At 67.6% G+C, this 24,028-nt stretch carries 20 protein-coding genes; 9 read left to right on the top strand and 11 right to left on the bottom strand.

Annotation, left to right across the window (positions count from 1 at the left end; genetic code table 11):
• Positions 1–52 precede the first annotated feature (52 nt).
• The 4 genes from ABIC65_RS20545 to ABIC65_RS20530 form a co-directional block, all read right to left on the bottom strand.
• A complete protein-coding gene (locus tag ABIC65_RS20545; protein ID WP_354311237.1) occupies positions 53–1,459 on the bottom strand; it encodes an efflux transporter outer membrane subunit in 1,407 nt (468 codons plus the stop codon).
• A gap of 211 nt (positions 1,460–1,670) precedes the next feature.
• A complete protein-coding gene (locus tag ABIC65_RS20540) occupies positions 1,671–4,847 on the bottom strand; it encodes an efflux RND transporter permease subunit (protein WP_354311235.1) in 3,177 nt (1,058 codons plus the stop codon).
• Positions 4,848–4,962: 115 nt separating this feature from the next.
• Positions 4,963–6,213, bottom strand: coding sequence for an efflux RND transporter periplasmic adaptor subunit (locus ABIC65_RS20535; protein WP_354311234.1), 1,251 nt, complete (start codon positions 6,211–6,213; stop codon positions 4,963–4,965).
• On the bottom strand, positions 6,191–6,604 hold the full coding sequence (locus ABIC65_RS20530) for a hypothetical protein (RefSeq protein ID WP_354311233.1): 414 nt from the start codon (positions 6,602–6,604) through the stop codon (positions 6,191–6,193). Before ABIC65_RS20530 ends, ABIC65_RS20535 begins: the two co-directional genes overlap by 23 nt.
• Positions 6,605–7,098: 494 nt before the next feature.
• Here ABIC65_RS20530 and ABIC65_RS20525 point away from each other — a divergent pair, with 494 nt between their 5' ends.
• Positions 7,099–7,566 carry a hypothetical protein gene (locus tag ABIC65_RS20525; RefSeq protein ID WP_354311232.1) on the top strand — a complete coding sequence of 156 codons (468 nt, stop codon included), beginning with the start codon at positions 7,099–7,101 and terminating at the stop codon, positions 7,564–7,566.
• A 29-nt stretch (positions 7,567–7,595) separates the two neighbouring features.
• Here the strand turns inward: ABIC65_RS20525 and ABIC65_RS20520 are convergent, their stop codons facing one another.
• From ABIC65_RS20520 to ABIC65_RS20505, 4 genes are all read right to left on the bottom strand, one after another.
• Positions 7,596–8,207, bottom strand: coding sequence for a TetR/AcrR family transcriptional regulator (locus ABIC65_RS20520; RefSeq protein WP_354311231.1), 612 nt, complete (start codon positions 8,205–8,207; stop codon positions 7,596–7,598).
• Positions 8,208–8,319: 112 nt separating this feature from the next.
• A complete protein-coding gene (locus ABIC65_RS20515; RefSeq protein ID WP_354311230.1) occupies positions 8,320–8,526 on the bottom strand; it encodes a hypothetical protein in 207 nt (68 codons plus the stop codon).
• Positions 8,527–8,658: 132 nt separating this feature from the next.
• The gene (locus ABIC65_RS20510) at positions 8,659–11,628 is read right to left on the bottom strand and encodes a TonB-dependent receptor plug domain-containing protein (RefSeq protein WP_354311229.1); all 2,970 of its coding nucleotides are present in this window, start codon (positions 11,626–11,628) and stop codon (positions 8,659–8,661) included.
• A 123-nt stretch (positions 11,629–11,751) separates the two neighbouring features.
• The gene (locus tag ABIC65_RS20505) at positions 11,752–14,772 is read right to left on the bottom strand and encodes a glycosyl hydrolase family 28-related protein (protein ID WP_354311384.1); all 3,021 of its coding nucleotides are present in this window, start codon (positions 14,770–14,772) and stop codon (positions 11,752–11,754) included.
• A gap of 135 nt (positions 14,773–14,907) precedes the next feature.
• Between ABIC65_RS20505 and ABIC65_RS20500 the strand changes: the two genes are divergently transcribed.
• Positions 14,908–15,453, top strand: a complete 546-nt coding sequence (locus ABIC65_RS20500; protein ID WP_354311227.1) for a gluconokinase — start codon at positions 14,908–14,910, stop codon at positions 15,451–15,453.
• Here the strand turns inward: ABIC65_RS20500 and ABIC65_RS20495 are convergent.
• The gene (locus ABIC65_RS20495) at positions 15,443–16,120 is read right to left on the bottom strand and encodes a FadR/GntR family transcriptional regulator (RefSeq protein ID WP_354311226.1); all 678 of its coding nucleotides are present in this window, start codon (positions 16,118–16,120) and stop codon (positions 15,443–15,445) included. The two genes, ABIC65_RS20500 and ABIC65_RS20495, sit on opposite strands and share 11 nt — an antisense overlap.
• A 235-nt stretch (positions 16,121–16,355) precedes the next feature.
• On the opposite strand from ABIC65_RS20495, the gene ABIC65_RS20490 reads away from it, so the two are divergent.
• The gene (locus tag ABIC65_RS20490; protein WP_354311224.1) at positions 16,356–16,613 is read left to right on the top strand and encodes a helix-turn-helix domain-containing protein; all 258 of its coding nucleotides are present in this window, start codon (positions 16,356–16,358) and stop codon (positions 16,611–16,613) included.
• 7 nt (positions 16,614–16,620) lie between these two features.
• Here ABIC65_RS20490 and ABIC65_RS20485 read toward each other — a convergent pair whose 3' ends face one another.
• A complete protein-coding gene (locus tag ABIC65_RS20485) occupies positions 16,621–16,953 on the bottom strand; it encodes a type II toxin-antitoxin system RelE/ParE family toxin (protein ID WP_354311223.1) in 333 nt (110 codons plus the stop codon).
• Entirely contained in the window at positions 16,950–17,231 is a 282-nt protein-coding gene (locus ABIC65_RS20480) for a type II toxin-antitoxin system Phd/YefM family antitoxin (protein ID WP_354311222.1), read from the bottom strand. The genes ABIC65_RS20485 and ABIC65_RS20480 overlap by 4 nt, the downstream gene beginning before the upstream one ends.
• A gap of 183 nt (positions 17,232–17,414) precedes the next feature.
• Here ABIC65_RS20480 and ABIC65_RS20475 point away from each other — a divergent pair, with 183 nt between their 5' ends.
• From ABIC65_RS20475 to ABIC65_RS20450, 6 genes are all read left to right on the top strand, one after another.
• A complete protein-coding gene (locus ABIC65_RS20475; protein WP_354311221.1) occupies positions 17,415–18,614 on the top strand; it encodes an AAA family ATPase in 1,200 nt (399 codons plus the stop codon).
• Positions 18,615–18,648: 34 nt separating this feature from the next.
• Entirely contained in the window at positions 18,649–19,731 is a 1,083-nt protein-coding gene (locus tag ABIC65_RS20470) for a ParB/RepB/Spo0J family partition protein (protein ID WP_354311220.1), read from the top strand.
• Positions 19,732–19,897: 166 nt separating this feature from the next.
• On the top strand, positions 19,898–21,097 hold the full coding sequence (locus tag ABIC65_RS20465; protein WP_354311219.1) for a replication initiator protein A: 1,200 nt from the start codon (positions 19,898–19,900) through the stop codon (positions 21,095–21,097).
• A gap of 535 nt (positions 21,098–21,632) precedes the next feature.
• On the top strand, positions 21,633–21,866 hold the full coding sequence (locus tag ABIC65_RS20460) for a DUF6894 family protein (protein WP_354311217.1): 234 nt from the start codon (positions 21,633–21,635) through the stop codon (positions 21,864–21,866).
• A 172-nt stretch (positions 21,867–22,038) separates the two neighbouring features.
• Positions 22,039–23,259: a M20/M25/M40 family metallo-hydrolase gene (locus tag ABIC65_RS20455; RefSeq protein WP_436286757.1), complete on the top strand. Its 1,221-nt coding sequence runs from the start codon at positions 22,039–22,041 to the stop codon at positions 23,257–23,259.
• Positions 23,256–24,023, top strand: a complete 768-nt coding sequence (locus ABIC65_RS20450) for a ThuA domain-containing protein (protein WP_354311216.1) — start codon at positions 23,256–23,258, stop codon at positions 24,021–24,023. Before ABIC65_RS20455 ends, ABIC65_RS20450 begins: the two co-directional genes overlap by 4 nt.
• The last annotated feature ends 5 nt before the right edge of the window (positions 24,024–24,028 follow it).

The following is a 24,028-nucleotide window of genomic DNA, read 5'->3' as shown; positions in this document are numbered from 1 at the left end:
GGATTGCCCCGGCGCCGCCACCCTCGTGGCAGCGGCGCCAGCGTGCGGGTCTTCAGGCCTGCTGCTGCCAGCCGCCGCCGAGCGCGCGGAACAGGTTGACCTGCGCCTCGGCGATCGCCGCATCCGCGGTCGCCAGCGATGCCTGGGCGTCGGCGAAAGTGCGTTCGGCATCCAGCAGGTCGAGCGAGTTGATGTCGCCCTCGGTCTGGCGCGCGCGGGCGATGCGCACCGCTGCCTCGGCTTCGTTGAGCGCCGCCTGCAGCGCGGTGCGCCGTTCGAGCGCGCGGCCATAGTTGGACAGTGCGGTCTCGGTCTCCTGCAGCGCGGTGAGTACCGTGCCGTCGAAGGTCGCGAGCGCGGCGCGGCTGTCGGCCTCCGCCGCGGCGATTCGCGCGCGCGCCGGGGCCGGGTTCACCGTCCAGTTGATCAGTCCGCCGACCAGCCAGCGCAGCGGCCCCGCCCCGAAGATGTTGCCGAAGTCGTTGCCGGTGGATCCGCCCGACCCGCCCAGCGAGATGCGCGGATAGAGGTCGGCGGTGGCGACACCGATCCGCGCCGTCGACGCGGCAAGTCGGCGCTCGGCTGCGCGCACGTCCGGCCGCCGAGCGAGCAGCGCCGCGCCGTCGCCGACCGGGATCGGCTGGTCGAGCCGCAGCGTGGTGTGGCGCTCGCGCGCCTCGGCGGGCAGCTCGGCGGGGGTCTTGCCGATCAACGTGGCGAGGCGGAACAACGCCGCGTCGCGCTGCGCGGCGAGTGCGGGGACGTCCGCCTGGCGCTGGTTGCGCAGCGCGGCGATGCGGGCGACGTCGAGCCGGGTCGCCAGCCCGACATTGCGGCGGCGCTGGGTCAGATCGATCGACTGGTCGAGCAGCGCGACGATGCGCTCCGCCACCGCCAGCCGCTCGGCCGAGGAGACCGCGTCGGCATAGGCGCGCGCGGTATCCGCGGCGACGATCACGCGAACGGCGTCGGCGTTCGCTTCCGCCGCGGCGACATCGCCCCGCGCCGCCTCGACATTGCGCGAGATGCGGCCGAACAGGTCGACCTCGTAGGAAACGTTGAGGCCGACATCGACCTGCCAGTCTTCCTGGCCGAAGCCGATCGGTCGCTGCGCTTGCGAGAGGCGGCCGTAGTTGGCGCTGGCGCTCGCGGTCGCCTGGGGCAGTCGGTCCGAAGTTGCGCCGCGCAACGTGGCGCGGGCGCGCTCGATCCGGGCGACCGCGACGCGGATGTCGGTGTTGGCCGCGAGCGCCTCCGTCACCAGCCGGTCGAGCACCGGATCGTTGTAGAGCCGCCACCAGCCCTCCTGCACCGGCGCGGTCGAGACCGCCGGAGTGGTGGATAGGAACGCGCCCGCGGCGCTCTGCGGCCGGGCGGGTGCCTTGTAGTTCGGGCCGGCGGCGCAGGCGGAAAGCGCCAGCGCCGAGACTGCGGCCATGATCGAAGCCATGCGTTGCATGCGAAATCTCCTGGGCGAACTCGCGGTGAGCCCGCCGGTTGGTTCACTCGAACCGGGTTCGTGTAGAAGGCCCACCGCCCCCCTGATCCGTCATCCCGGCCGAAGCCGGGATCCATTCGCCACTCGGCATCGGCGCGAGCCGGACCGGCGACCCCAATGGATTCCGGCTTTCGCCGGAATGACGGCCGGGAGGGGTGGCAACCACTTGCCTTTACTCGGCCGGCTGGAGCTGCTGGTGATCGCCACCCTGCCCGCGCCGCCGGGCGAGCCGCGCACCCAGCGCGCGGCACACCACGTAGAAGGTCGGCGTGAACAGCAGGCCGAAGCCGGTGACGCCCATCATCCCGAAGAACACCGCGGTACCCAGCGCCTGGCGGAGCTCGGAGCCCGCACCGCTCGCGATCAGCAGCGGCACCGCGCCGAGGATGAAGGCGAAGCTGGTCATCAGGATCGGCCGCAACCGGTCCTGCGCCGCCCGTACCGCGGCTTCCACCGGCGACAGGCCGTCGCGGACTTCCGCCTGGTGGGCGAACTCGACCACGAGGATCGCGTTCTTGGCGGCGAGCGCGATCAGCACGACGAGCCCGATCTGCGTCAGCACATTATTGTCCATGCCGCGCAGGTTCACGCCCGCCATCGCCGCCAGCAGACACATCGGCACGATCAGGATGATCGCCAGCGGCAGCGTCAGGCTCTCATATTGCGCCGCCAGCACCAGGAAGACGAACAGCACCGCCAGCGCGAACACCAGGCCCGCCGTGCTGCCCGCCATCTTCTGCTGATAGGCGATGCCGGTCCACTCGCCCGCATAGCCCGCAGGCAGCTCGGCCGAGAGCTTCTCCATCGCGTCGAGCGAGGCGCCCGAGCTGTAGCCCGGCGCGGTATCGCCATCGACTTCCACCGCCGGGAACAGGTTGTAGCGCGTCACGCGATACGGGCCCGTCTTGTTCTCGAAGGTCGCGACCGATCCGATCGGCACCATGCCGCCGGCATCCGAGCGCGTCTTGAGATTGGCGATGTCGGCCTCGGTCGCCCGGAAGGGCGCGTCGGCCTGCGCGGTCACGCGGTAGGTGCGGCCGAGCATGTTGAAGTCGTTGACGAAGGCAGAGCCGAGATAGACGTTGAGCGCTTCGAACACCCGCTCCGGCGGCACGCCGAGGATCTCGGCCTTGCGGCGGTCGATATCGGCAAAGACGCGCGGCGTCGCGGTGTTGTAGAAGGTGTAGATCTGAGCGAGCCCCGGCGTCTTGTTGGCCTGGCCGATCAGGCCGAAGGCGGTGTTGCCCAATGCCTGATAGCCATGTTCCGCGCGGTCCTCGACCATCAGGCGGTAGCCGCCGGCCGAACCGATGCCCTGGATGAGCGGCGGTGGGACCACGAGCAGCATCGCCTCGTTGATGTCCGCGGTGCGCTTGCGTGCCTCGGCCATGATGCCGGCGATGTTGACGCCGAGCTTCTTGCGCTCCTCGAAGCTCTGGAGCGGCACGTACGCGGCGGCGCTGTTCGGGGCGAGCGTCTGCGAAGGTCCGTCGAAGCCCGCGAGCATGACGGAGCCCTTCACCCCCGGGATCGGCAGGATGCGCGCGACGACCTTGCGCATCACTTCATCGGTGCGCTCGAGCGACGAGCCCGGCGGCAGCTGGATGACCGTGAGGAAGTATCCCTGGTCCTGCGCCGGGATGAAGCCGACCGGCGTCACCCAGAAGGTCGCGACCGTCGCGGCGATCAGGCCGAGATAGGCGACCATCATCCGCTTGGGCCGGGTGACCAGCTTGTGGGTGAGGCGGGCATAGCCGTTGCTCATCCGCTCGAAGCCGCGGTTGAAGGCATCCGCCGCGCGGCCGAACACGCGGCCGATCCGGCCCTTGGCCTCGCCCTCGTGATGCTTGAGCAGCACCGCGGCGAGCGCCGGGGAGAGCGTCAGCGAGACGAGCAGCGAGATGGCGGTGGCGACCGAGATCGTGACGGCGAACTGCTTGTAGAAAGCGCCCGAAAGCCCATTCAAGAACAGCGTCGGCAGGAACACCGCGAACAGCACCAGCACGATGGCGACCAGCGCGCCCGACACTTCGTCCATCGAGGTACGCGCCGCCTGGAGCGGGGTCATGCCCTGCGCCAGGTTGCGCTCGACATTCTCGACCACGACGATCGCGTCGTCGACAACGATGCCGATGGCGAGCACCAGTCCGAACAGCGAGAGGTTGTTGAGCGAATAGCCGAGCGGCAGCAGCACCGCCATGGTGCCGATCAGCGAGACGGGAATCGCCACCACCGGGATGATCGCCGCCCGCCACTTCTGGAGGAACACGATCACGACGAGGACGACGAGGATCACCGCTTCGCCGAGCGTATGGTACACCGCGTCGATCGACTGGGCGATGAACTCGGTGGGGTTGTAGATCACGCGATATTCGAGACCCTTGGGGAAGGTCTTCGAGATCGTGTCCATCTCCGCCTTGATCCGCAGCGCGGCGGCGAGCGCGTTGGAGCCCGGGCGCTGGAAGGCGGCCAGGATCACGGTCGGCTGGTTCGAGAGGTAGGTGTTGGAGGAATAGTCGGCGGCACCGAGCTCGACGCGGGCGACGTCGCTCACGCGGACCTGGCGGCCCTCGCTATCGGTGCGGATGACGACGCGGCCGAATTCGGCCGGGGTCTTCAAGCGGCCCTGCGTCTCGACATTGAGCTGGAAGGCGTTGCCGCTGCGCTGCGAGCCCGGCTGGCCGAGCGAGCCCGCCGCGACCTGGATGTTCTGCCCGCGCAGCGCCTGGACGATGTCGCCCGCGGTGAGGTTCAGCGCGGCGGCCCGGCCGGGATCGATCCACACCCGCATCGCATAGTCGCGCGCACCGAACATGCGCACGTCGCCCACGCCTTCGAGCCGCGCGAGGCGGTCCTTCACCTGGGTCAGCGCATAGTTGGAAATGTAGCTGCGATCGATCGAGTTGTCGGGCGAGATCAGGTTGACGACCATCAGGAAGTCGGGGCTGGTCTTGCGGGTGACGACGCCGAGCCGCTGCACCTCCTCGGGTAGGCGCGGGATCGCGACCGCGACGCGGTTCTGCACCAGCACCTGCGCGGCATCGAGGTTGGTGCCGGTCTTGAAGGTGACGGTAATGGTCACGTTGCCGTCGCCGGTCGACTGCGACGACTGGTAGAGCATGTCGTCGACGCCGTTGATTTCCTGCTCGATCGGCGCGGCGACGGTTTCCGCCACGGTCTCGGCAGAAGCGCCGGGATAGCTGGCCGTCACCGTGACCGTCGGCGGCACGATGTCGGGATATTGCGAGATGGGCAGCGCGAAATAGGCGATGCCGCCCAGGATCGTGATGATGATCGCGATCACCGCCGCGAAGATCGGGCGGGTGATGAAGAAGCGTGAGAGGCGCATGGCCTTCTCCTTTTCCTAGCGGACGCGCGTGCTCGCGCCCGCGTGCGATCACGCGGACGGGCATGCGGAAACTACCTGCCGCCGGGCATCTGGGGTGTGCCCGGCGGCAGTTCGGTCAGCGGGCGAAGGTCGCCTGGCCCGTGACCGGAGCGGGGACGACGGACGCGTCGGTCGCGGCCGCCGGCGCGATGGTGCCGGCCTTGGGCTGCACCTTGCCGCCGGGCTGGGCGAACTGGGTGCCGGCGATCACCACCTTGTCCCGGGGCGCGAGGCCCGAACGGACGATGCGGAGGCCGTCGACCACCGGGCCGAGCACCACCGGCTTGGGCACCACGGTGCCGTCGGCGCCGACGGTGAGCACCAGCTTGCGCGCCTGGTCGGTCTGGATCGCGGCGTCGGGCACCAGCAGCGCCTGCGCCTTGCCGCCCGCGGCGAGGCGCATGTTGCCGAACATGCCCGGCGTCAGGAACATGTCCTTGTTCGACAGCACCGCGCGACCGCGGATCGTGCCGGACTTGGGATCGAGCCCGTTGTCGGTGAAGTCGATCTGGCCCTTCCAGCGATAATCGCCCTCGTCCTGCAACCGGATCTCGACCGGGCTGGCGGACGAGCCCGCGGCGCGCTTGGCCTTGAGGAACAGGGCCTCCGAACCGTCGAAGGTGAAGTAGATCGGATCCAGCGCGTTGATCGTGGTGAGGAGCGTACCCCCCTGCCCTTCCCCGGCGGCTACCAAATTGCCGGGATCGACCTTGCGATCGGAGATGCGGCCCGAAATCGGCGCACGCACCTGGGTGAACTCGACGTCGAGCGCGCGAGCACGGACCCGGGCCTCCGCCGCGGCGACAGCGGCAGTGGCCGCGCGGACGCGGGCCTGGAGACGTTCGACATCGCTCTTCGACACGGCCTCGACGCTGACCAGCCGCTGGGCGCGGTCGAGGTCGGAGCGGGCGAGTGCCAGATCGCTCTGCGCGCTCGCTACGCCGGCCTTGGCCTCGGCCAGGGCGGCGGCGAACGGGCGCGGATCGATGGTGAAGAGGAGCTGACCCTGCTGCACCACCATGCCGTCCTTGAAGTGGATCGCGGTGACGGCGCCCGAGACGCGCGGCCGCACCTCGACGGTGCGGCTAGCCTCGAAGCGGCCGACATATTCGTCCCACTCGTTGACTTCGCGCGACAGCGGCGTCGCGACGGTGACGACGGGTGCGGCCGGCGCAGCCACGGCAGGCGCATTGCGCCCGCTCAGGCTGAAGCCGGCGGCGACCACGCCCACCGGCACGACGACCAAGGCCGCCTTCTGCCAGGTGCGCAGACGCTTGGGGCGGCGTTCTGCCACCGCTTCGCCCTCAATGGGCGCGTGCATGTTCATGATGGTTCCCCTGATTCATCGCCGCGCGACCACGGCTGATGCTGGTGAGCAGCGTCTCCAGCTGACCGGGCGTGTAGCCGGCTTCGTGGAAGCGCTGGATTTCGGACTGGGGCACGCGGAAGCCGCGGTGCCACGAGAGGACGGCGATGCGGCGCAGCGCCTCGAGCTTGGGATCGGCCAGCCGCGGATTGCCCCGCTCGCCGCCGAAGATGACGCCGAACGCGATCGAGAGGCGGCTCGGCGCCTCCAGCGAGGACATGCGATCGCGCTGGGCGATCGCGACGACCTGCCATTCGAGCGCGCTCAGCTTGGTTTCCTCGCGCGGGGTGGCGAGGAAGGCGGGGAGCACGGCGGCGTTGCCAGCCATGTCGGTGAGATCGAGATATGCCATGTCATTCTCCCTCGGTTGCGCCGGCGGGGAGCAAGGCTCCGCCCTCCCGAAAAGCGCCTCTTGCCGCTCCGGGTGCCGGGTTGAATTCTTCTGGTCGTGCGCCATGGATCGCAGCGATAGTGCACCCCGTCCATCTGCCGTGAGGCAGCGCCCGTTACTACGTGGGTATGAGTGGATAGAGCCTAGGGCTCACCCCGTTTCTTGCGTGCAAGCTGGCGCATGTCCGCGTCTCCGTCTGCCCCGCAACCCCGTGGGGGCGGCGGATCACTTTCTATACCAGTCGGTATATAAGTCGCGCTGCGGTGCGTCAACAGGCTTTTTATACCGGCCGGTATTTTTCTTCGCAAGTCCGTTTTGCGGGTGCGAAACGTTTTCTTTTCAAACCGCTGCCGCCGCGGCTACCGCTCGGTTTGCCATCCCTTGGGACGGCGGCTACACGGCCATTGCCCAGGCGTTCCAAACGTCTGCATCGTCGTACCCAGGAGACTTGCCCGATGCGCCGTGCCGTTCTCGTTGCCGCCGTTCTGCTCGCCGCTTGCGGATCCAAGGAAAAGTCCACGACGATCGCCGGCACCACCTACAAGACCGACGAGAGCGCCGGAACGTCCTCGATCACCACGGCGAACGGCAGCATCAAGACGACCCAGGGTGCCGCCGCGGCCGCGGTGGCGATGCCCGCCTATGCGCCGGTCTATCCGGGCGCGACCGTCGACGGGGTGATGGAAACCGAGTCGGGCGGCCGCAAGACCAAGATGGTGACGCTCGCGACCCAGGATCCGGTCGCCAAGGTTGGCGATTTCTATAAGGCCGCGCTCGCCAAGCAGGGATGGAAGCTGCCCCAGTCTATGCTGATGGCGGACGCGGCGATGATCACCGGCGAGAAGGACGGCAAGCAGGTGTCGGTGATGGTCTCGAAGCAGGAAGACAAGACCGGGATCGTGCTGACCGTTCCCAATGACTGAGCGCGGGCCGCGCTAGCGAAGGTCCGGCCTCAGCGCGCCGGCCACATCGACAGGCTGGTCTGGACGAGCCGCTCGAGATCGGCGCAGCTGGTGCCCGCCCCGCCCTGCAGCGCGATGCCCTGGATCAGCGCGATGAGATAGGAGGTCAGCCCCTCCGGATCGGCGTGCGGCGGAAGATCGTCTTCGGCCTTGGCGCGCTCGAACCGCTCGACGATCGCCCGTTTGGCCGCCTCGCCGCGCTTGAGCACTTCCTCGCGGATCGACTCGGCCTCGGCACCGCACGCCACCGAATTGATCACGCCCATGCAGCCCTTGGGATCGCTGGTGTCACGCTGCCGCTCCAGTGCGCCCCGCAGCAGCGCTTCCGCCACGCCGCGCGCGGTCGGCGCTTCCAGCGCTCGGCCGATATAGCACATCTTCTCGCGCTCGTAGAGCTCCAGCGCCTTGCAGAACAAGGATTCCTTGTTGCCGAATGCCGCGTAGAGGCTGGGGCGGGTGATGCCCATCGCCTCGGTCAGGTCGGTCAGCGAGGCACCTTCATAGCCCTTGGTCCAGAAGATGCGGAGCGCCGCCGTCAACGCCTCTTCGACGTCGAACTCACGGGGGCGACCCTTGGCTACGGTACAGGCAGCGGTTTTCATAACGAGCGGTATATAACCCCTGCGCCGGCGGATTGCCAGTACGCGTATTTCCGCACGGCGCGATGCGTGCAAGCCCCGGATGGCGGCACATTCGCCGCCATCCGGCATTGGGTTACGGGCGAACGCCGCGTACGCCGTTCAGCACCGCCAGCGCGGCGATGCCGAGGAACGCGGCGCTGGTCCAGGGACGTGCCTTGGCGAAGCTCTTGGCCTTTTCGGTGATGGGAGCATCGCCCGAGAAATGGGCGCGGATGTCGTCGGTGAGAGCGGTCTTGCCGTTCGACACGGTCTTGGCGGCTTCCTGGGTGGCTTCGGTCATGCTTCGTCTCCGTTGCTCGGGGCGCAGCGTTGCGCACCCGCCGTCAACGCCCACCACCGCCGGGGTTTCCGCACAAAACAAAGGTCCCGGTCTTGCGACCGGGACCAGGAGATCGTCGGGGGGACGAAAGGATCAGAAGTTCAGGCGCACGCCGATGCGATAGGTGCGGCCGATCGTGTCGTAGAGCGCCGGGTTCACGTCGAGACCGGTATTGGTCTGCGGCGCGGGGACGGGATCGACGTTGAACAGATTGTCGACCTTGAAATAGCCCTCCAGCCCGCGGGTGACCTTGTAGGAGCCGCCGACGTCCACATAGAAGGCGCCAGGCATGAAGTTGCGGCTGATCGTCGGGTTGTTGCCGGTCGAGACCGGGCAGCCGCTCTGGCATTCGACATACTGGTTGCCGAAATTGCCGTCGGAGAACCAGCGCTCCTGCACCAGCAGGCTGAACTTGTCGGTGTCGTAGGTCTGGATCGCCAGCCACTTCCAGTCGGGCGTCGCGCCGTTGTTGGCGCCGGCATTGTCCACCGTCGCCACCCCGGCGATGCCGGCGCGGACGAGGAACTCCTGCACATGCGTGCCCAGCGCGCGGACGGTGAAGTTGCCCGGCAGGCCCAGCGGGCGCTGCCAGCGATAGCTCGCCTCGATGTCGAAGCCGCTGGTCTTCCAGCTCGCCAGGTTGAACGGCTGGACGTTGATGAAATTGCCGCCCTGGACCGGGCTGTTGAGCACGAAGCCGCCGCAGAAGGTCTGGTTGCCCTCGAAGCAGAAGCGGACGATCTGGTCGGGCGACAGCGTCGACACGACCCCGCTCAGCTTGATCGTGTAATAGTCGAACGACAGGCTGAGGCCCGGCAGCCAGGTCGGGTTGGCCAGCGTGATGCCGACTTCGGTGTTGCGCGCGATTTCGGGCTTGAGGTTGGGGTTGCCCACCGTGTTCTGGAACGCCTGCACCGCGACGTTGCGGAACGGATCGTTGAAGTTGGGCAGCGTGGTGACGGTAGGGGCGGCGAACAGCTCGGAGAGGTTCGGCGCGCGCACGTCGCGGGAGGTGACCGCGCGCAGGCGGATGCCGTCGATCGGGGTCGACCAGGTGCCGCCGACCTTCCACGCCCAGACCGAGCCCGAGGTGCTGTAATGAGTGTAGCGCGCGGCGGCGTTCAGGTTGGCGCGGCCGAGTCTCTCGCTGTCGAGCAGCGGCAGGTTGGTTTCCGCCGAGAACTCGTAGACATTGTACTTGCCGCCGCCGTTCTTGTAGTTGCCCGCCGCCCAATTGCTGCCCAGCGTCTGGTTGAGCAGCGGGTCCACGGGATAGGCGGCGCTGTTCGGGCTGGTCGCGCCGGCGCCGTAGGGATCGGCGTTCACCCGGTAGAATTCGCGGCGATATTCGCCGCCGATCGCCAGGCTGAGCGGGCCTGCCCAGAGGTCGAACAGATTGCCCGAGATATTGGCGCTCACCACGTCCTGGGTCAGCTTGGTGTGCTGGAACGGGCCGTTGGCCGGGGTGACATAGGCCAGCGCCGAGGCCGAGGGCGCGAAACCGCCGAAGATATTGATCGGCTGGCAGCCCGCCGCGCGCGCCACCGGATCGGCGCAGACGATCGCGCCGTTGAGCGCAATCGCGTTGGTCGCGGCGACATAGCGGTTCTGCAGCACGATGTCCTGGACGTTGATGTCCGCGATGGTGACGCCATGCTCGTAATAGGCGTCATAGTTCCACTCGCCTCCGGCCGCCGAGAACTTGCCCTTGGCGCCGAGCACGCCGCGATACTGGCGACGATCGGTATAGACCTGGGGATCGGGGAAGGCACCGTTGCTGGTGCCGAAGTTGAACGAGGTGATCCCTGCCGTCGCGCAGCGATCGCGCACCAGCTGCGGCAGATAGGGGTTGGAACACTGCACGGTCAGGTTCGGGCGGTTATAGCCCGGGCTCGGCTGGTTGTTGGTCTTGACCTGGCCGATGTTGAGCGTGCCGTAGAATTCGTTGCCCGGCGCGAAATCATAGCCGATCCGCGTATAGCCGACGACGCGCTGCAGCTTGGAGACCAGCGACGCGCCCGAACCCGGCGCGCCGGTGAGGTCGCCGCCGACGCAGAAACTGTTGCCCGGATAGCAGTTGCTCACCCGGCCATTGCCGAGCGGCTGGCCGTTCGAGCCATATTGGAAATTGTACGGGTTGCCGTTGACGTCGAACGCGATGCCCTGGAGCGGGCCGTTGTTGATCAGGCCGTAGCGCGCATATTGATAGGGCTGGGCATAATCGCTGTAGACGAACTGCGGCGATCCGCCGGTGGTGACGCCGGTGTTGAGCAGCGTCGTCGCCTTGTACCAGTCGCGGCTGCGGGCGAGATCGGTGCCGAAGTCGCCGGGGCCGACGCCGCCGTCATGGGCATATTCGCCGCTGACGATCAGGTGCAGCTTGTCACCCGCGAACGAGCCGCCCCAGGCACCCTGCGCGAGGATCTGCTTGTTGTCGCCGTACGTGGTGATGCCGCCCTGCACATTGGCCTTGAAGCCGGTGAAGCGGGTGTTGGTGATGAAGTTGACCACGCCGCCGACCGCATCCGAGCCATAGGTCGCCGAGGCGCCGCCATTGACCACGTCGACGCGCTGGACCAGCAGCTGCGGGAACAGGCTGATGTCCGGCACGCCGCTGACGTTCGCGGCGGCGACGCGCTGGCCGTCGAGCAGGGTCAGCGTGCGGATCGGCTGCAGGCCGCGCAGCGAGAAGGAGCTGAGCCCCTGGGTGCCGCTCGAGGTGCTGAAGGTGCCGGTCGCCGCACCCGTCGAGCCCTGGAGCGAAGGCAGCTGGGCGATGGTGTTGAACAGGTTGGGCTGCGCATTGGCGGCGATCTGCTCGGCACCGATTACCGTGGTAGGCGTGGGCGCGGTGAAGCCGCTGGCGATGATGCGCGAACCGGTGACGACGATCTGGTCGTTCTGGTCCGTCTGCGCGGCGGTGTCCGCCTGCGGCAGTTCGGCTGCGGGTACCGGCTCGGTCGTGCTGGTCTGGGCATGCGCCGCACTCGCCCATCCCATGGCCGCGAGCGCGATCAGGCTCGCGCCGCCAAGGCGCAGCTGCGACGTGAGAATGGCTTTCATGCGACGAACCCCTCCAATGTTTTCCGGGCGTTATCCGACCCGTGGCGATACTGTTTCAACGCTAGACCTGCCGGGGCCCGCAGGCATCTACGACATAGGTGGTAGACGCCGCGGGCCGGCCGCTCAGGGCCGGGTGGCGTACAGCGCGTGGTGGGTGAGGATGAACAGCGTGCGCTTGTCCGCCCCGCCGAACAGGATCTGCAGCGGCCGCTCGGGCACGTCGATCCGTCCGACTTCCTTGCCGTCGGCGCCGTAGACGAACACCTGCCCGTTCGCGACATAGACGCGCCCGTCCGGGGCCACCGCGACGCTCTCGCCGCCGCGATTGGCGAAGGGTTTGAGGTTGGTGAGGGTGCCCGCCGGCCCCACGGTGCCGGTATAGGTGATATTCTCCGATCCGTTGGTGACGAACAGCCGCTCACCCTGCTTGCCGCCGATCAGGCCGTTGGCGTTGAGCGCGTGCGACCAGCGCCAGCCGACATGGTCGATCGGTCCCTGCTGCCACACCCGGAAGGCGGGCAGCGCGACGCTGCCATCGGGCGAGACATAGGCCTGGGTCTTGGGCTCCATCGCCTCCTTGGCGAACAGCTCGGCCATGGTGGTGAACTGGTAGGTCTGCTGGTTCAGCTGGTCGCGGAATTCGCCGTTCGCCCACCAGTTGACCGGCAGCAGCGTCTTCGCGCTCGGCCCCGCGGCGATCGGCGTCGGCTCGATGCGGGTGAGCTGGTCGCGCGGGCCGTCCGGATCGATCGAATAGACCGCACCCTTAGGCCCCAGCGACGACAGCACCAGCAGATGCCCCGAGGCATCCACCGCGAGGTTTACCGGATCGAGCGCATGGTCGCGGAGGATCTCCAGCCCCTTGGCCTCGGTCCAGCGCTGGATTCGCTGGAAGCGGCGATCGATGAAGTAGAGCCGGCCTTGCCCATCTACGGTCGCGCCCGAGATCGAGTAGAAGCCGTCCTCCAGCTTCTCGACCTTGCCCGTCAGCGGCTTCTCCGCCACCTGTCGCTCGGTCGCGCCCACATCGAGCCGGGCGAACTCGCGCTCGCGGACCAGTTTCTTTCCAGTCACGTCCTCGATCGCATTGTCGAACGGATATTTGCTGACGCGCAGGAAGGTGCCGCAGCCCTCGTCGTCGCACGCCGCGAAGCCGCTCTCGGCGTTCACATGGACGTTGCGGAAGCGGATATCCGAGGAATTGAACAGCTTCACCGCGCTCTTCGCCGGATGGTAGCTGCGGGTGACGCGATAGCCGTGATAGTTGGCGAACAGCAGGTTGCGCGAGTTGCGGATCTCCAGGGAGACCGCATCGGGCCCGTCGCCCACCTCCTGCTCGGTCTGCGGCGCGAGAAATTCCCAGTTGGCCACGTTATCGAGCACGAACTCGTTGCGGACATGATGCTCGACCGACATCTCGTAGACATGGCCCGGCGTGCTGGTGTTGGTGACGTAGAAGCCGGCCTGGGCGAAGGTGTTGGGGCTCCAAACATCGGTGAAGGTGCCGCCGCCATTGTCGGTCACCCAGATGCTCGGATATTGCGCGTCCCATCGGCCTTCGGCGACGGGATCGCCGGTGCGGCCCTGCAGGCTGCCGAGCGGCTTGCCGTCGGCGGTGGGGGTGCCGCCCCCGCCCATGATCTTGACGTCCTGCATCAGGCTGTTCGCCCCCGAGCGCCACAGCACCGCCGAGGCGCGCGGATTGACCCGCCCGGTGAACAGGCCCAGGCCCGAGAGGATGTTGTCGCCGCCCTGCGGCGTTTCCAGGATCGGGATGACGGTGCCGAGCCCGCGATGCGCGGGATTGTCGTCGGGGATGTAGAGCTGCGTGGTGGCCGGATGCAGCCCGATCAGCACGCTGTCGGGGCGCAGCTTCAGCCGGTCGGTCACCTTGTAGAAGCCGATCGGCAGATACAGCACGCGGTTGCCGTCGATCGCCTTTTGCAGCGCGGTGGTGTCGTCGGTGGTGCCGTCGCCCTTCACCCCCAGCTTGCGGACATTGACCCATTCAGACATCGGCGGCAGCGCGCGGACCGCAAGTTCCCGGCGCGCCGGCACGCTCGCCAGCGGCTGGATTTCCGCCTGCAGGTCGGTCTTCCCCATCTCGCCGAGCTTGGGCACCTTGAGGCCATAGGAGAAGGCGCCGACGCGGTACGCCCTGCCCTTCCCCGCCACCGTCTTGCCGCTGTCGCGGAAGCGGGCGAAGACCGGGCTGTCGATCGCCACCGCATTGTCGAAGCCGATCTGGGTGAAGGCGCTGTCCTCGTTGGAGATCACCACGCCCGCCCTGGAGACGCGCTCGAACCGCACGTCCTTGCCGTAGAGCGAATCCGAATAGCCGCGATCGATCTCGATCCCCACCGGCGTGTCGCGGATCGCGACGTTGACCAGCGTCAGGTCCACCTCATGCTCGCGGATCGCCGCCTCGCGCTGGCCGTCGAACTGCGAATCGATCAGCGTGAACTGCCAGGCGGGCGAGGTCTTTTCGGTGACGATGCCGTAGCGCCCGCCCTTGAACGCCACCTTCTCAATCACGTTGCCGGCCTGGTAGACCCCGGCAAAGGCGCTGCCGAGGCGAAACTCCATGTGGCTGAGGAACGCGTGCTGCGCCATGCGGAAGCGCACGCCCGCCGCGCCGGGATTCCCTTCCGCGATCTCGATGTCGACATTGCTCATCGACGAATAGAAGGTCCCCGAATTGGCATCGCGGACGATCTTGTCGCGCGGCACGACGTTGGGGACCGGCACCGGCACCTTGCCGACCGCATATTGGTCGTCGCCACCGAACACGATCATCGTCGAGACGCCCTGCTGGAACCCCGGCGTGCTCGCGCCGAGCAGGATGGTCGGCCGCGTGCGTCCCACGCCGTAGACGCGCACCCCGGCGGGCACGACCAGCGTGCGGCTGATCCGGTAGCGGCCCGAGGGCAGGAAGACGATGCCGTGGCGGCTGGCGTCGCGCGCCTCGTCGAGCGCCTTCTGGATCGCCGCCGTATCATCGGCCTTGCCGTTGCCGCGCGCCTTCACCGTCACCGCGCGCGGTTCGTCCGGGGCGGTGGGGAACACCGAGGTATGTTGCGCCACCGCCGGCGCGGTGAGCGAGGTCGCGACGAGCAGACCGGCCAGAAAGCAGCGCATATCCATCCCCATTCTCAGCTTAGTTCTTGATTGCATGGGCTAACCCGTTGAAGGGCGAGCGGCATCTGCGACCAAGGTCGTAGTTTTCAGCATCGCTGCAGCCTTTCACAAGCGAGGCTGCCTTCTTTCCGGAGCCTGCCCATGTCCGACCTGCCTGCCCGATCGCCTGCCGCTGCGGCCGTGATCGTGATGGGGGTCAGCGGCTCCGGCAAGTCGACGCTCGGTGCACTGCTCGCCGAGGCGCGGGGCTGCGTGTTCCTGGAGGGCGACGCCTTTCACTCGGCCGAAGCGGTGGTGAAGATGCGCGACGGCACCCCGCTGACCGATGCCGATCGCTGGCCCTGGCTCGATCGGATCGCCGCGGCGGCGGCGGCATCGATCGACACCTGCGGGGTTGCGGTCGCCGCCTGCTCGGCGCTGCGGCGGGCCTATCGCGACCGGCTGCGCGCCGAGATCCCCGGTGCGGTGCAGTTCGTGCTGCTGGAAGCGGACCGCGCGCAGCTCCTCACCCGCATGTCGTCGCGGCCGGGGCATTTCATGCCGACGAGCCTGCTCGACAGCCAGCTGGCGACGCTGGAGCGCCCCCAGCCCGACGAAGGCGTGCTGATCCTGCCCGCGAATCTGCCGCCTGCGGTGCTGCGCGACCGCGTCCTCGCCTATCTGGAGCAGCCCGCGCTCAGGGCATGAGCCGCCTGCGCCCCTCCCCCAGGTGCCAGCGCATCGCCAGCGCGGCGCGCTCGGGATCCTGGGCGCGGATCGAATCGACGATCACCTCATGTTCGTGGAGCATCACCGCGATCACGTCGGCCGAGCGCGACCGCGAGATGTCGACGCCCGCCTGCATCACCTTCTCCACGTCCGGCCAGAGCGCGTCGAACGCCTGCTGGAAGGCGAGATTGCCGGTCGCATCCGCGATCGCGCGGTGGAGTTCGCGGTCCTCGACATGGGCGGGCGCGCTGGACAGGAGCGCGGTGCGCAGCGCGTCGAGCGCAGCGTCCAGCACCGCCATCTGATCGGCGGTGCGCCGGACGGCCGCGAGCCGCGCGGCTTCGGTCTCCAGCACGAAGCGGACCTCGTAGCTGCCCAGCGTGGCGGGCAATTCGGCCAGCGGCATGAACGCCGCCAGCCGCTCCGACGGCCGCCCCTTCACGAACGAGCCGGCGCCGCGCCGCACCTCGGTGATCCCGTCCGAGCCGAGCCGCACCAGCGCCTCGCGGACGATCGCGCGCGAGACGCCGCACATCTCGGCCAGCCGCGCCTCAGAGGGCAGCCGTGCGCCGACCTCGAGATCCTCCGCCTTGATGAGTTCGACGATCGCCGCATAGGCGTGATCGGATAGTCGCGGCTGGTTCACCGCTCCGCGCGCCGGGCTGCTGCTGCTGCCATGCCCCTCCCCATGGGCCGCTGGATGTCAGCGGTAACTTATCGGACAGGTTCTACGCATAGCCGGGCGAAATTGCCAGCCGAAACGATCGATTGCGTGCTCTCGCGCAAATTTCCACTTGAACCTGTCCTACAAGTTCGCCTACGTTAACGTTAACGAATCTGGAGGCCTGGCCTCGTAAAACGGATCGGTTGGGAGGATGGGCATGCAAGCCGCGACTCAAGCACAGCAGGTTGAACGCATCGGCGCCGAGCCTTTGGCACCCCCGCGCCTCACGCCCACGCAGATGCAGGTGCTGCGCTGCGTCCATTCGGGGCTGCTCAACAAGCAGATTGCCTATGAACTCGGCATGGCCGAGGCGACGGTGAAGGTCCACATGACCGCAGTGATGCGCAAGCTCAACGTCCGCAACCGCACCCAGGCCGCGATCGCCGCGGGCCAGTTCGGCTGGTCGCACGGCTGAGCGCGGCTCAGGCCGAGAGCAGGCGGCGCTCCAGCAGCGCCTGGAAGTCACGGCGCCCGTCGGCGATCAGGAACACGAACACGTGGTCGACGATCACGCGGTAGATCAGTCGATAGGGCGGCGCCACGAGCTGCCGGAACTCGCGGATGCCCAGCGCATCGAGTTCGACCGGCACGCTGCCGCGATCGGGGAAGGCTTCGAGGCTGTCCACCTTCGCCAACATCGCATCGAGAAACGCCTCAGCCTGTTCGGGCGAACGGTTGGCGGCGATCCAGCCATGGATCTCCGCCAGATCGGTTTCCGCGCCATCGGTGAGGTAGACCGTATAGCGTCCGCTCATGCGGCGCTGTCGGCCTTGCCCTTGCGCAGGCGGGCGATGGCATCGCGCGCAGGCGTGAAGCGGCCTGCTTCCACATCCCGGGTGCCCAGCGCCATCAGCTTGAGCATCGCCAGCGTTTCCTGCGTCGCCTGATAGCTTGCCACGTCCTGCAGCACGGCGCGCGCCTCGCCATTCTGGGTGATCACCAACGGCGCCCCGCCTTCCGCCAGCCCGCGCAACACGTCGGCAGCATTGGCTTTCAAGTAGCTGACAGGCTTGACCTGTTCGGTGTAGCGCATCTCGGTCTCCGACCCTTATTCGTATGATTTCAGACCATTATCGGTCCGAATATAGTCTTCATACCAGGCGATAACAATCGCGTGACCCTATAGTTGCGCCGTTCTGGTGCCAAGCTTGTCGGTTTGAACGAAATATGAGATATCTCTTATAACTCTCATTCAACCGCGCGGGGCGAGGCAGGAATGCATTCAGACATTGAGCGGATCAGCGAGCTTGCCGATGCCGGCGAACGCATGATCGAACGATTGCGCCGCAAGGCCTTTCTACCGGAAAGCCGCAAGGGACTCCATGTCCGTTTCGGCATTGCCGAGGCAGCACAGCTGCTGGGCTGCTCCACCAACCGCATTCGGATGGCGGAGGACGATGGCCGCCTCCCCCCGCCCCCGCCGAGCGAGAACGGACGCCGGCCGGGCTATACCGTCGAGGAGCTGCTCAACATGCGGCAGGTGCTCGGCGCCTCCCCTGCCCGCGCGCCGCTCGACGTGCCGGCGATCATCGCGGTGCAGAACTTCAAGGGCGGCGTCGGCAAGTCGACGGTCACCACCCATCTCGCCCATTATTTCGCGGTGGAAGGCTACCGCGTGCTCGTGGTCGATTGCGACAGCCAAGCGACCACCACCACGCTGTTCGGCTTCAACCCGCATTTCAACATCACCCGCGAAGAGACGCTCTACCCCTATCTCTCGATCGACCCGACCCAAGCCGACCTGCTCTACGCAGTCAAGAAAACGCCGTGGCCAAACGTCGACCTGATCCCGTCCAATCTCGAGCTGTTCGACGTCGAGTATGAGCTCGCCGCGGCTGGTGCCGATGGCGGCTCGATCCTCGCGACGCGCTTCCGCAAGCTCAAGGCGGGCTTGAACGATCTCGCCCGCGACTATGACGTGGTGATCCTCGATCCCCCGCCGGCGCTCGGCACGATCAGCCTGGCGGTGATGCAGGCGGCGAACGCGCTGCTGGTGCCGCTGGCGGCGACCACCCCGGACTTCTGCTCCACCGTCCAGTTCCTCTCGATGATGGACCAGGTGCTCCACCAGCTGACCGAGGCGGGCATCGACGTCCGTTATGATTTTGTCCGGCTGATCTGCTCGAAGTTCGACGGCAACGATCCCAGCCATGCAATGGTCCGCCAGATCATGGAACAGGCCTTCGGGCCGGCGCTGCTGCCGGTGCCGATCCTCGAATCCGCCGAGATCAGCCATGCGGCGATGCGGATGATGACGATCTACGAGCTGGATCGCCCGATCGGCACCGCGCGCACCCACAAGCGCTGCAAGGCCAATCTCGACGAGGCGCTCGGCCAGGTCGAGGCGCTGGTCCGCCGCAACTGGGGCCGGGTCACCCCCGCCAGCGAAGAGGATGTCGTCAATGAAGCGGCCTGAGCGCACCGCTGCAACCGGGCAGAAGGGCTGAACCGTGGCACGTACCCAGAAAGACTATCTCGCCGATCTGCTCGCCGAGGAAGCCGCCGCGGAAACGGCGCCCCCCGCGCCCTCGGCCCCTGCCCCCCTCCCCTCCCCGGCAGCCGAGCCCGAGCTGCCGCCCCGGCTCGCCCGCACGCGCGGCACCACGCTGCTCGGGCGCGAGTCCGCGCTGGCGCGGGTCGCGTCGGGCGAGGTGCGCCAGGTCACCCAGTTGCTGCTCGATCCCGCGCGCGTGCGGATCTGGCCGGGCAATGCGCGCGTCTATGCCGATCTCAACGAGGAGAATGTCCGCGAGCTGATCGATTCGATCGTCGCCGAGAACGGCCAGAAGGTCCCTGCCGTGGTGCGGCGGATCGAGGGCGATCCCGAGCATGACTATGAGGTGATCGCCGGCACGCGGCGGCACTTCGCGATCTCGTGGCTGCGCGCGCACAGCTATCCGGACATGCAGTTCGTGGCCCAGGTCGCCCAGCTGGACGACGAGGCCGCCTTCCGCCTTGCCGATCTCGAGAACCGCGCGCGCAAGGACGTGTCCGACCTCGAGCGCGCGCGCAACTATGCCGAGGCGCTCAAGGCGCATTACGGCAACCACCTCACCCGCATGGCCGAGCGGCTCAAGCTCTCCAAGGGCTGGCTGTCGAAGATGGTCAAGGTGGCGGGCATCCCCGACGCCGTGATCGCCGCCTTCGCCTCCCCGGCCGACGTGCTGCTCAAACCCGCCTATCCGCTCGCCCAGGCGCTGGATGACAAGGCCGCGGCCAAGGCGATCCTTGCGGAGGCAAAGGCGCTTTCCCGCGAGCAGGGCGACCGCCGCGCGAGCGGACATGCGCCGATCGCCGCCGCCGATGTGCTGCGCCGGTTGCTCTCGGCACCGTCTGGTCCGCAGGCGCCCGACGAACTCTACGCTTGGGCGATGCCCAGCGGACGCACCGCGCTAAGCGTGCTGTCGGTGAACCGCCAAGGCGTGACTGTGCGCCTCCATGCCGGGTCGGGCGCCAGCCGCGACCATCTCGTCAACGCCTTCCGCGACGCGCTCGACCAGCTCGAGCGCGAAGGCCGCGGGTTGCAGCCATGAGCGCGTTTCCCCGGGGAAACGACGGCGCCGGACCCGGCGGCCGTTTCCCCGGGGAAACACCCTCCCCGCTTCACGCCGCCTGGCGTCCGCGCCCGTTCGCGATTCCGGAATCGCCTTCCGTTTCCCCGGGGAAACGCCCCTCCCCTACCCTGCTCCCAGAGGCTTCATGACCCAGGCCGATCGCCAGTCGATCCCCGAACAGTTCGACTTGTTCCTCCCCTATCTCGCGGACATGCCGCTGCGCGATCAGCGCGAGATGATGGAGCGACCCTTCTTCAGCCTGGCCAAGACCAAGCGGATGAAGCCGATCGACTACAAGAGTCCGGACGGCAAGCTGTGGGTCCATGTCTCGGCCAACCCCGACTACGGCATGGCGACGATCTGGGATGCCGACATCCTGATCTACTGCGCCAGCGTGCTTGCCGACATGGCGCGGCGCGGTCGCAACGACATCCCACGCAAGCTCCATCTGATGCCCTATGACCTGCTCCGCGCGATCGGCCGCCCGACCACGGGGCGCGCCTATGAGCTGCTCGGCCAGTCGCTCGACCGGCTGGTGGCGACCACGATCAAGACCAACATCCGCGCCGAGAACCGCCGCGAGGCAACGTTCAGCTGGCTCGACGGCTGGACCCAGCTGGTCGACGAACGCACCGAACGCTCGCGCGGCATGACGATCGAACTGTCGAGCTGGTTCTACGAAGGCGTGCTGATGACCGGCGGCGTGCTGTCGATCGACCGCGCCTATTTCGATCTGACCGGCGGCCGCGAGCGCTGGCTCTACAAGGTCGCGCGCAAGCATGCCGGCGGGGCAGGGGAGGCGGGTTTCGCGATCTCGATGCCGACGCTGTTCGAGAAATCGGGCGCCGAGGGCCAGTATCGCCGCTTCAAGTTCGAGATCGCCAAGATCGTCGAGCGCGACGAGCTGCCGGGATACACGCTCTCGCTCGAGACGCCGGCAGGCAAGCGCGAGCCGAGCCTGCGGATGCGGCGGCGTGGCGAGGGCGAGATGCGATCCGCGCCACCGCTCGCCCCTGCCGATCCCTCCGCGCCGGACCCGCGCCCGGCCCCCCGCCCGGCGAAGCAGCCGGTCGCCGAGGAGACGCCGCCGCTCGGCGCCGAGGCACGCGCGCTGCTGCGGCGGACGGTGACCAGCCTGGCCACGCGCGGCACCAGCGGCATGCTCACCGATGCGACGCTGGAGCAGGTACGGCGCGAATGCCCCGGCTGGGACTATCAGGACCTGCACCGCCAGTTCCGCGAATGGGTGGAAGCCGATCCGGCGCGGACGCCCGCCAACTATCAGAACGCGTTTCTCGGCTTTGCGCGCCAATGGCATGCGCGCAACAAGCATCAGCTACGGTGACGGGCGGGAGGTTGCGGGCCGTTCCCGAAGTGTCGGGCGCATAGGGCGGTTCAACAACAATGGTCCCGTTCGGCATGCCGGTTTGAACCTCTTTACACCCCGAGTTCCCACAACTGATTCAACTTCGCGGCCCGGCTTCCACAAATGCGCCGAAATTCCCGCATTTCGCGCAAGGCCTCGACCCTTCAGGAACGCCCTTCGACCCTTCCGGAACCATCTGTCGACCTTTCGGGAACGGCCTTATCGATCTTTCGGGAACCGATCCTCGACACAATGGGAACACGGGCGCCGACGCGAATCGTGGAACCTCCGCGATTCGCGCCAGCGAGCGGGACGCTTAACTCCGTAACAATTCAAGAAACCCTCTAACCCCAGGTGAGTTCTCTTCTTTTGAAAGAGCTAGAGAGAAAAGGGACTGGCGATACCCGTCCTGCAGCTAGGAGCGACATCGCGCTCGAAGCCACCGCGGCCCGCACGCAACAATAATATACATCAACCGTCAGCAACTTGTTGAAGGCACACGCATTATCCCCGCATGCCCGCCTATCGCTTCCGCCTGTGCACGCCGGATCACCACCCCCACGTCCCTGAACGTCGCGAACTGCCCGATCTGCGCCAGGCATTGATCGCCGGTCACAGCCTCGCCCGCGCCTTGCTTCGGCACCGCAAGGGCCCCACCCCGGTTCGCGGTAGCCTCGACATCGAGGACGACGGCGACCAGCCCGTCGCACGCATCCTGCTGGCGGATCTGGCCCGGCAGCTTTCCTAAATCGAACGGATCGCCTTGCCCGACCCATGCGGGCGTGGTTGAAGAACCCCTCAGGAAAGGGGTTCCCGTGACCGATCTGTCTTGCTTCTCGCGTGTTGCCGCTGCGCTTCTGCTGACCACGGCCGCAATCCTGCCCGCCGCCGCCCAGCGTCTCTCGACTGCGGAAACGGCAATGACGCGCACCGTCGATGCCGAATATGATCGCTCGGTCGCGCTGCTGGAAACCCTGGTCAACCAGAACAGCGGCACCCTCAACCTCGCCGGCGTCGCCAAGGTTGGGGAGATGATGCGGGCCGAGCTGGCGCCGCTGGGCTTCGCGGTCAGTTGGAAGCCGATGAACGCGGTCGAGCGTGCCGGTCACCTCATCGCGGTCCATCGTGGCAAGCCGGGGACCAAGCGCCTGCTGCTGATCGGGCATCTCGATACGGTCTTCGAGCCCGACTCGCTCTTCCAGAAATTCGTTCGCAAGGGCGATCGGGCGGAAGGGCCCGGGGCAGGGGACGACAAGGGCGGCATGGTGGTGATGCTGGCGGCGCTGCGGGCGATGCAGGCAGCGGGCACGCTCCGGGCCGCCAATATCGAGATCGTCCTGACCGGCGACGAGGAAAAGTCGGGCAGCCCGCACAGCATCGCCCGCGCCGACCTGATTGCCGCCGGCAAGCGCGCCGATGTCGCGCTCGATTTCGAGGGGCTAGTGATCGACGGCGGGCGCGACATGGGCTCGATCGCGCGGCGCTCGGCAATCGACTGGCGGATCACCGCCACCGGCAAGACCGGGCACAGCTCGCTGATCTTCGGCGCTGACTTCGGCGACGGGGCGATCAACGAACTGTCGCGCATCCTCGCTGCGTTCCGCAAGGAACTGCCCGAACCCAATCTCACCTTCAACACGGGGGTGATCGCCGGCGGCGCCCGCGCCACGATCGACGAAAGCGGCAATGCGACCGCGGCGGGCAAGACCAACATCATCCCCGCCACCGCGATCGCCACCGGCGACTTCCGCACGCTAAGCCCCGAGCAGACCGCGCGGGTGAAGGCCAAGATGGAAGCGATCGTCGCCACGCATGCGCCGGGCACCGATGCCACGATCAGCTTCGGCGAGGGCTATCCGGCGATGGCGCCGACCGAGGGCAACCGCGCGCTGCTCGCCGCGCTCAACTCCGTCAATCGCGACCTTGGGCTGCCGGAGATGCCGGCGCTCGATCCGCTTAAGCGCGGGGCAGGGGACATCTCCTTCGTCGCGGCCGATGTCGACAGCCTGGCGGGGCTGGGCGCCTACAGCACCGGCGACCATGCACCCGGCGAGACGGTGGACCTCGCCAGCATCCGCCGCCAGGCCAAGCGCGCGGCGCTCCTGATGTCGCGGCTGAGCGCGGAGCGATCCGCACGATGAACCGCCTGCTGCGGGCCCTGCTGGCGCTTGCTGCGCTGCTGCTGCCGGCGGTGGGCCGGGCCGATCCGCAGTTTACGCTGCTGGTGATCGCAGCGCCCAGCAAATATCATTACGAGTATATCCCCGTCGCGCGCGAGAGCCTCGAAAAGCTCGGCCGTCTCCACGCCTTTGCCGTCGACTGGCACAAGGACGGCGCGCCGCTCGACGGCGACCTCGCGCGCTATGCGGCGATCCTGCTGCTCAACACGCCTGCCGACGACTTCTCCCCCACCCAGCGCGTCGGGCTGGAGCACTATCTGCAGGGCGGCGGCAATGCGGTGGTGGTGCATCGCGCGGCGATCCTACCGACGGGGGTTTGGCCTTGGTATGAGAAGCTGGTCGGACGGACCTTCATCAACCACCCGATGATCCAGACCGCCGTCGTGAACGTGCTCGACAAGGGCTTTCCGGCGGCGTTCGGGCTGCCGGACCATTGGCTGTGGAGCGACGAGTTCTACGTCACCAGCAACCCATTCGACATCGCGATCCACCGCGTGCTCGGCGTCGACGAGGCGAGCTACGATCCCACCCGCATCTGGCCGGGGCAGGTTGGGCACCGGATGGGCAAGGACCATCCCGAGGCCTGGTTCCACCGCTACGAGAAAGGGCGGGTGTTCGTCACCCTGCTCGGCCACGAGGCGGAGATGTACCGCGACGACCGCTATCTCCAGCATCTGCTGGGCGGCATATATTGGGCGGCGACGGGGCTCGGCGAGCAGCGCTGAGCCGG

Origin of the sequence: Sphingomonas trueperi (assembly GCF_040545665.1) — a bacterium.
Classification (GTDB): domain Bacteria; phylum Pseudomonadota; class Alphaproteobacteria; order Sphingomonadales; family Sphingomonadaceae; genus Sphingomonas; species Sphingomonas trueperi_B.
Note: the sequence above shows the minus strand (reverse complement) of the source record. Positions and strands in the feature narration are given on the sequence as shown.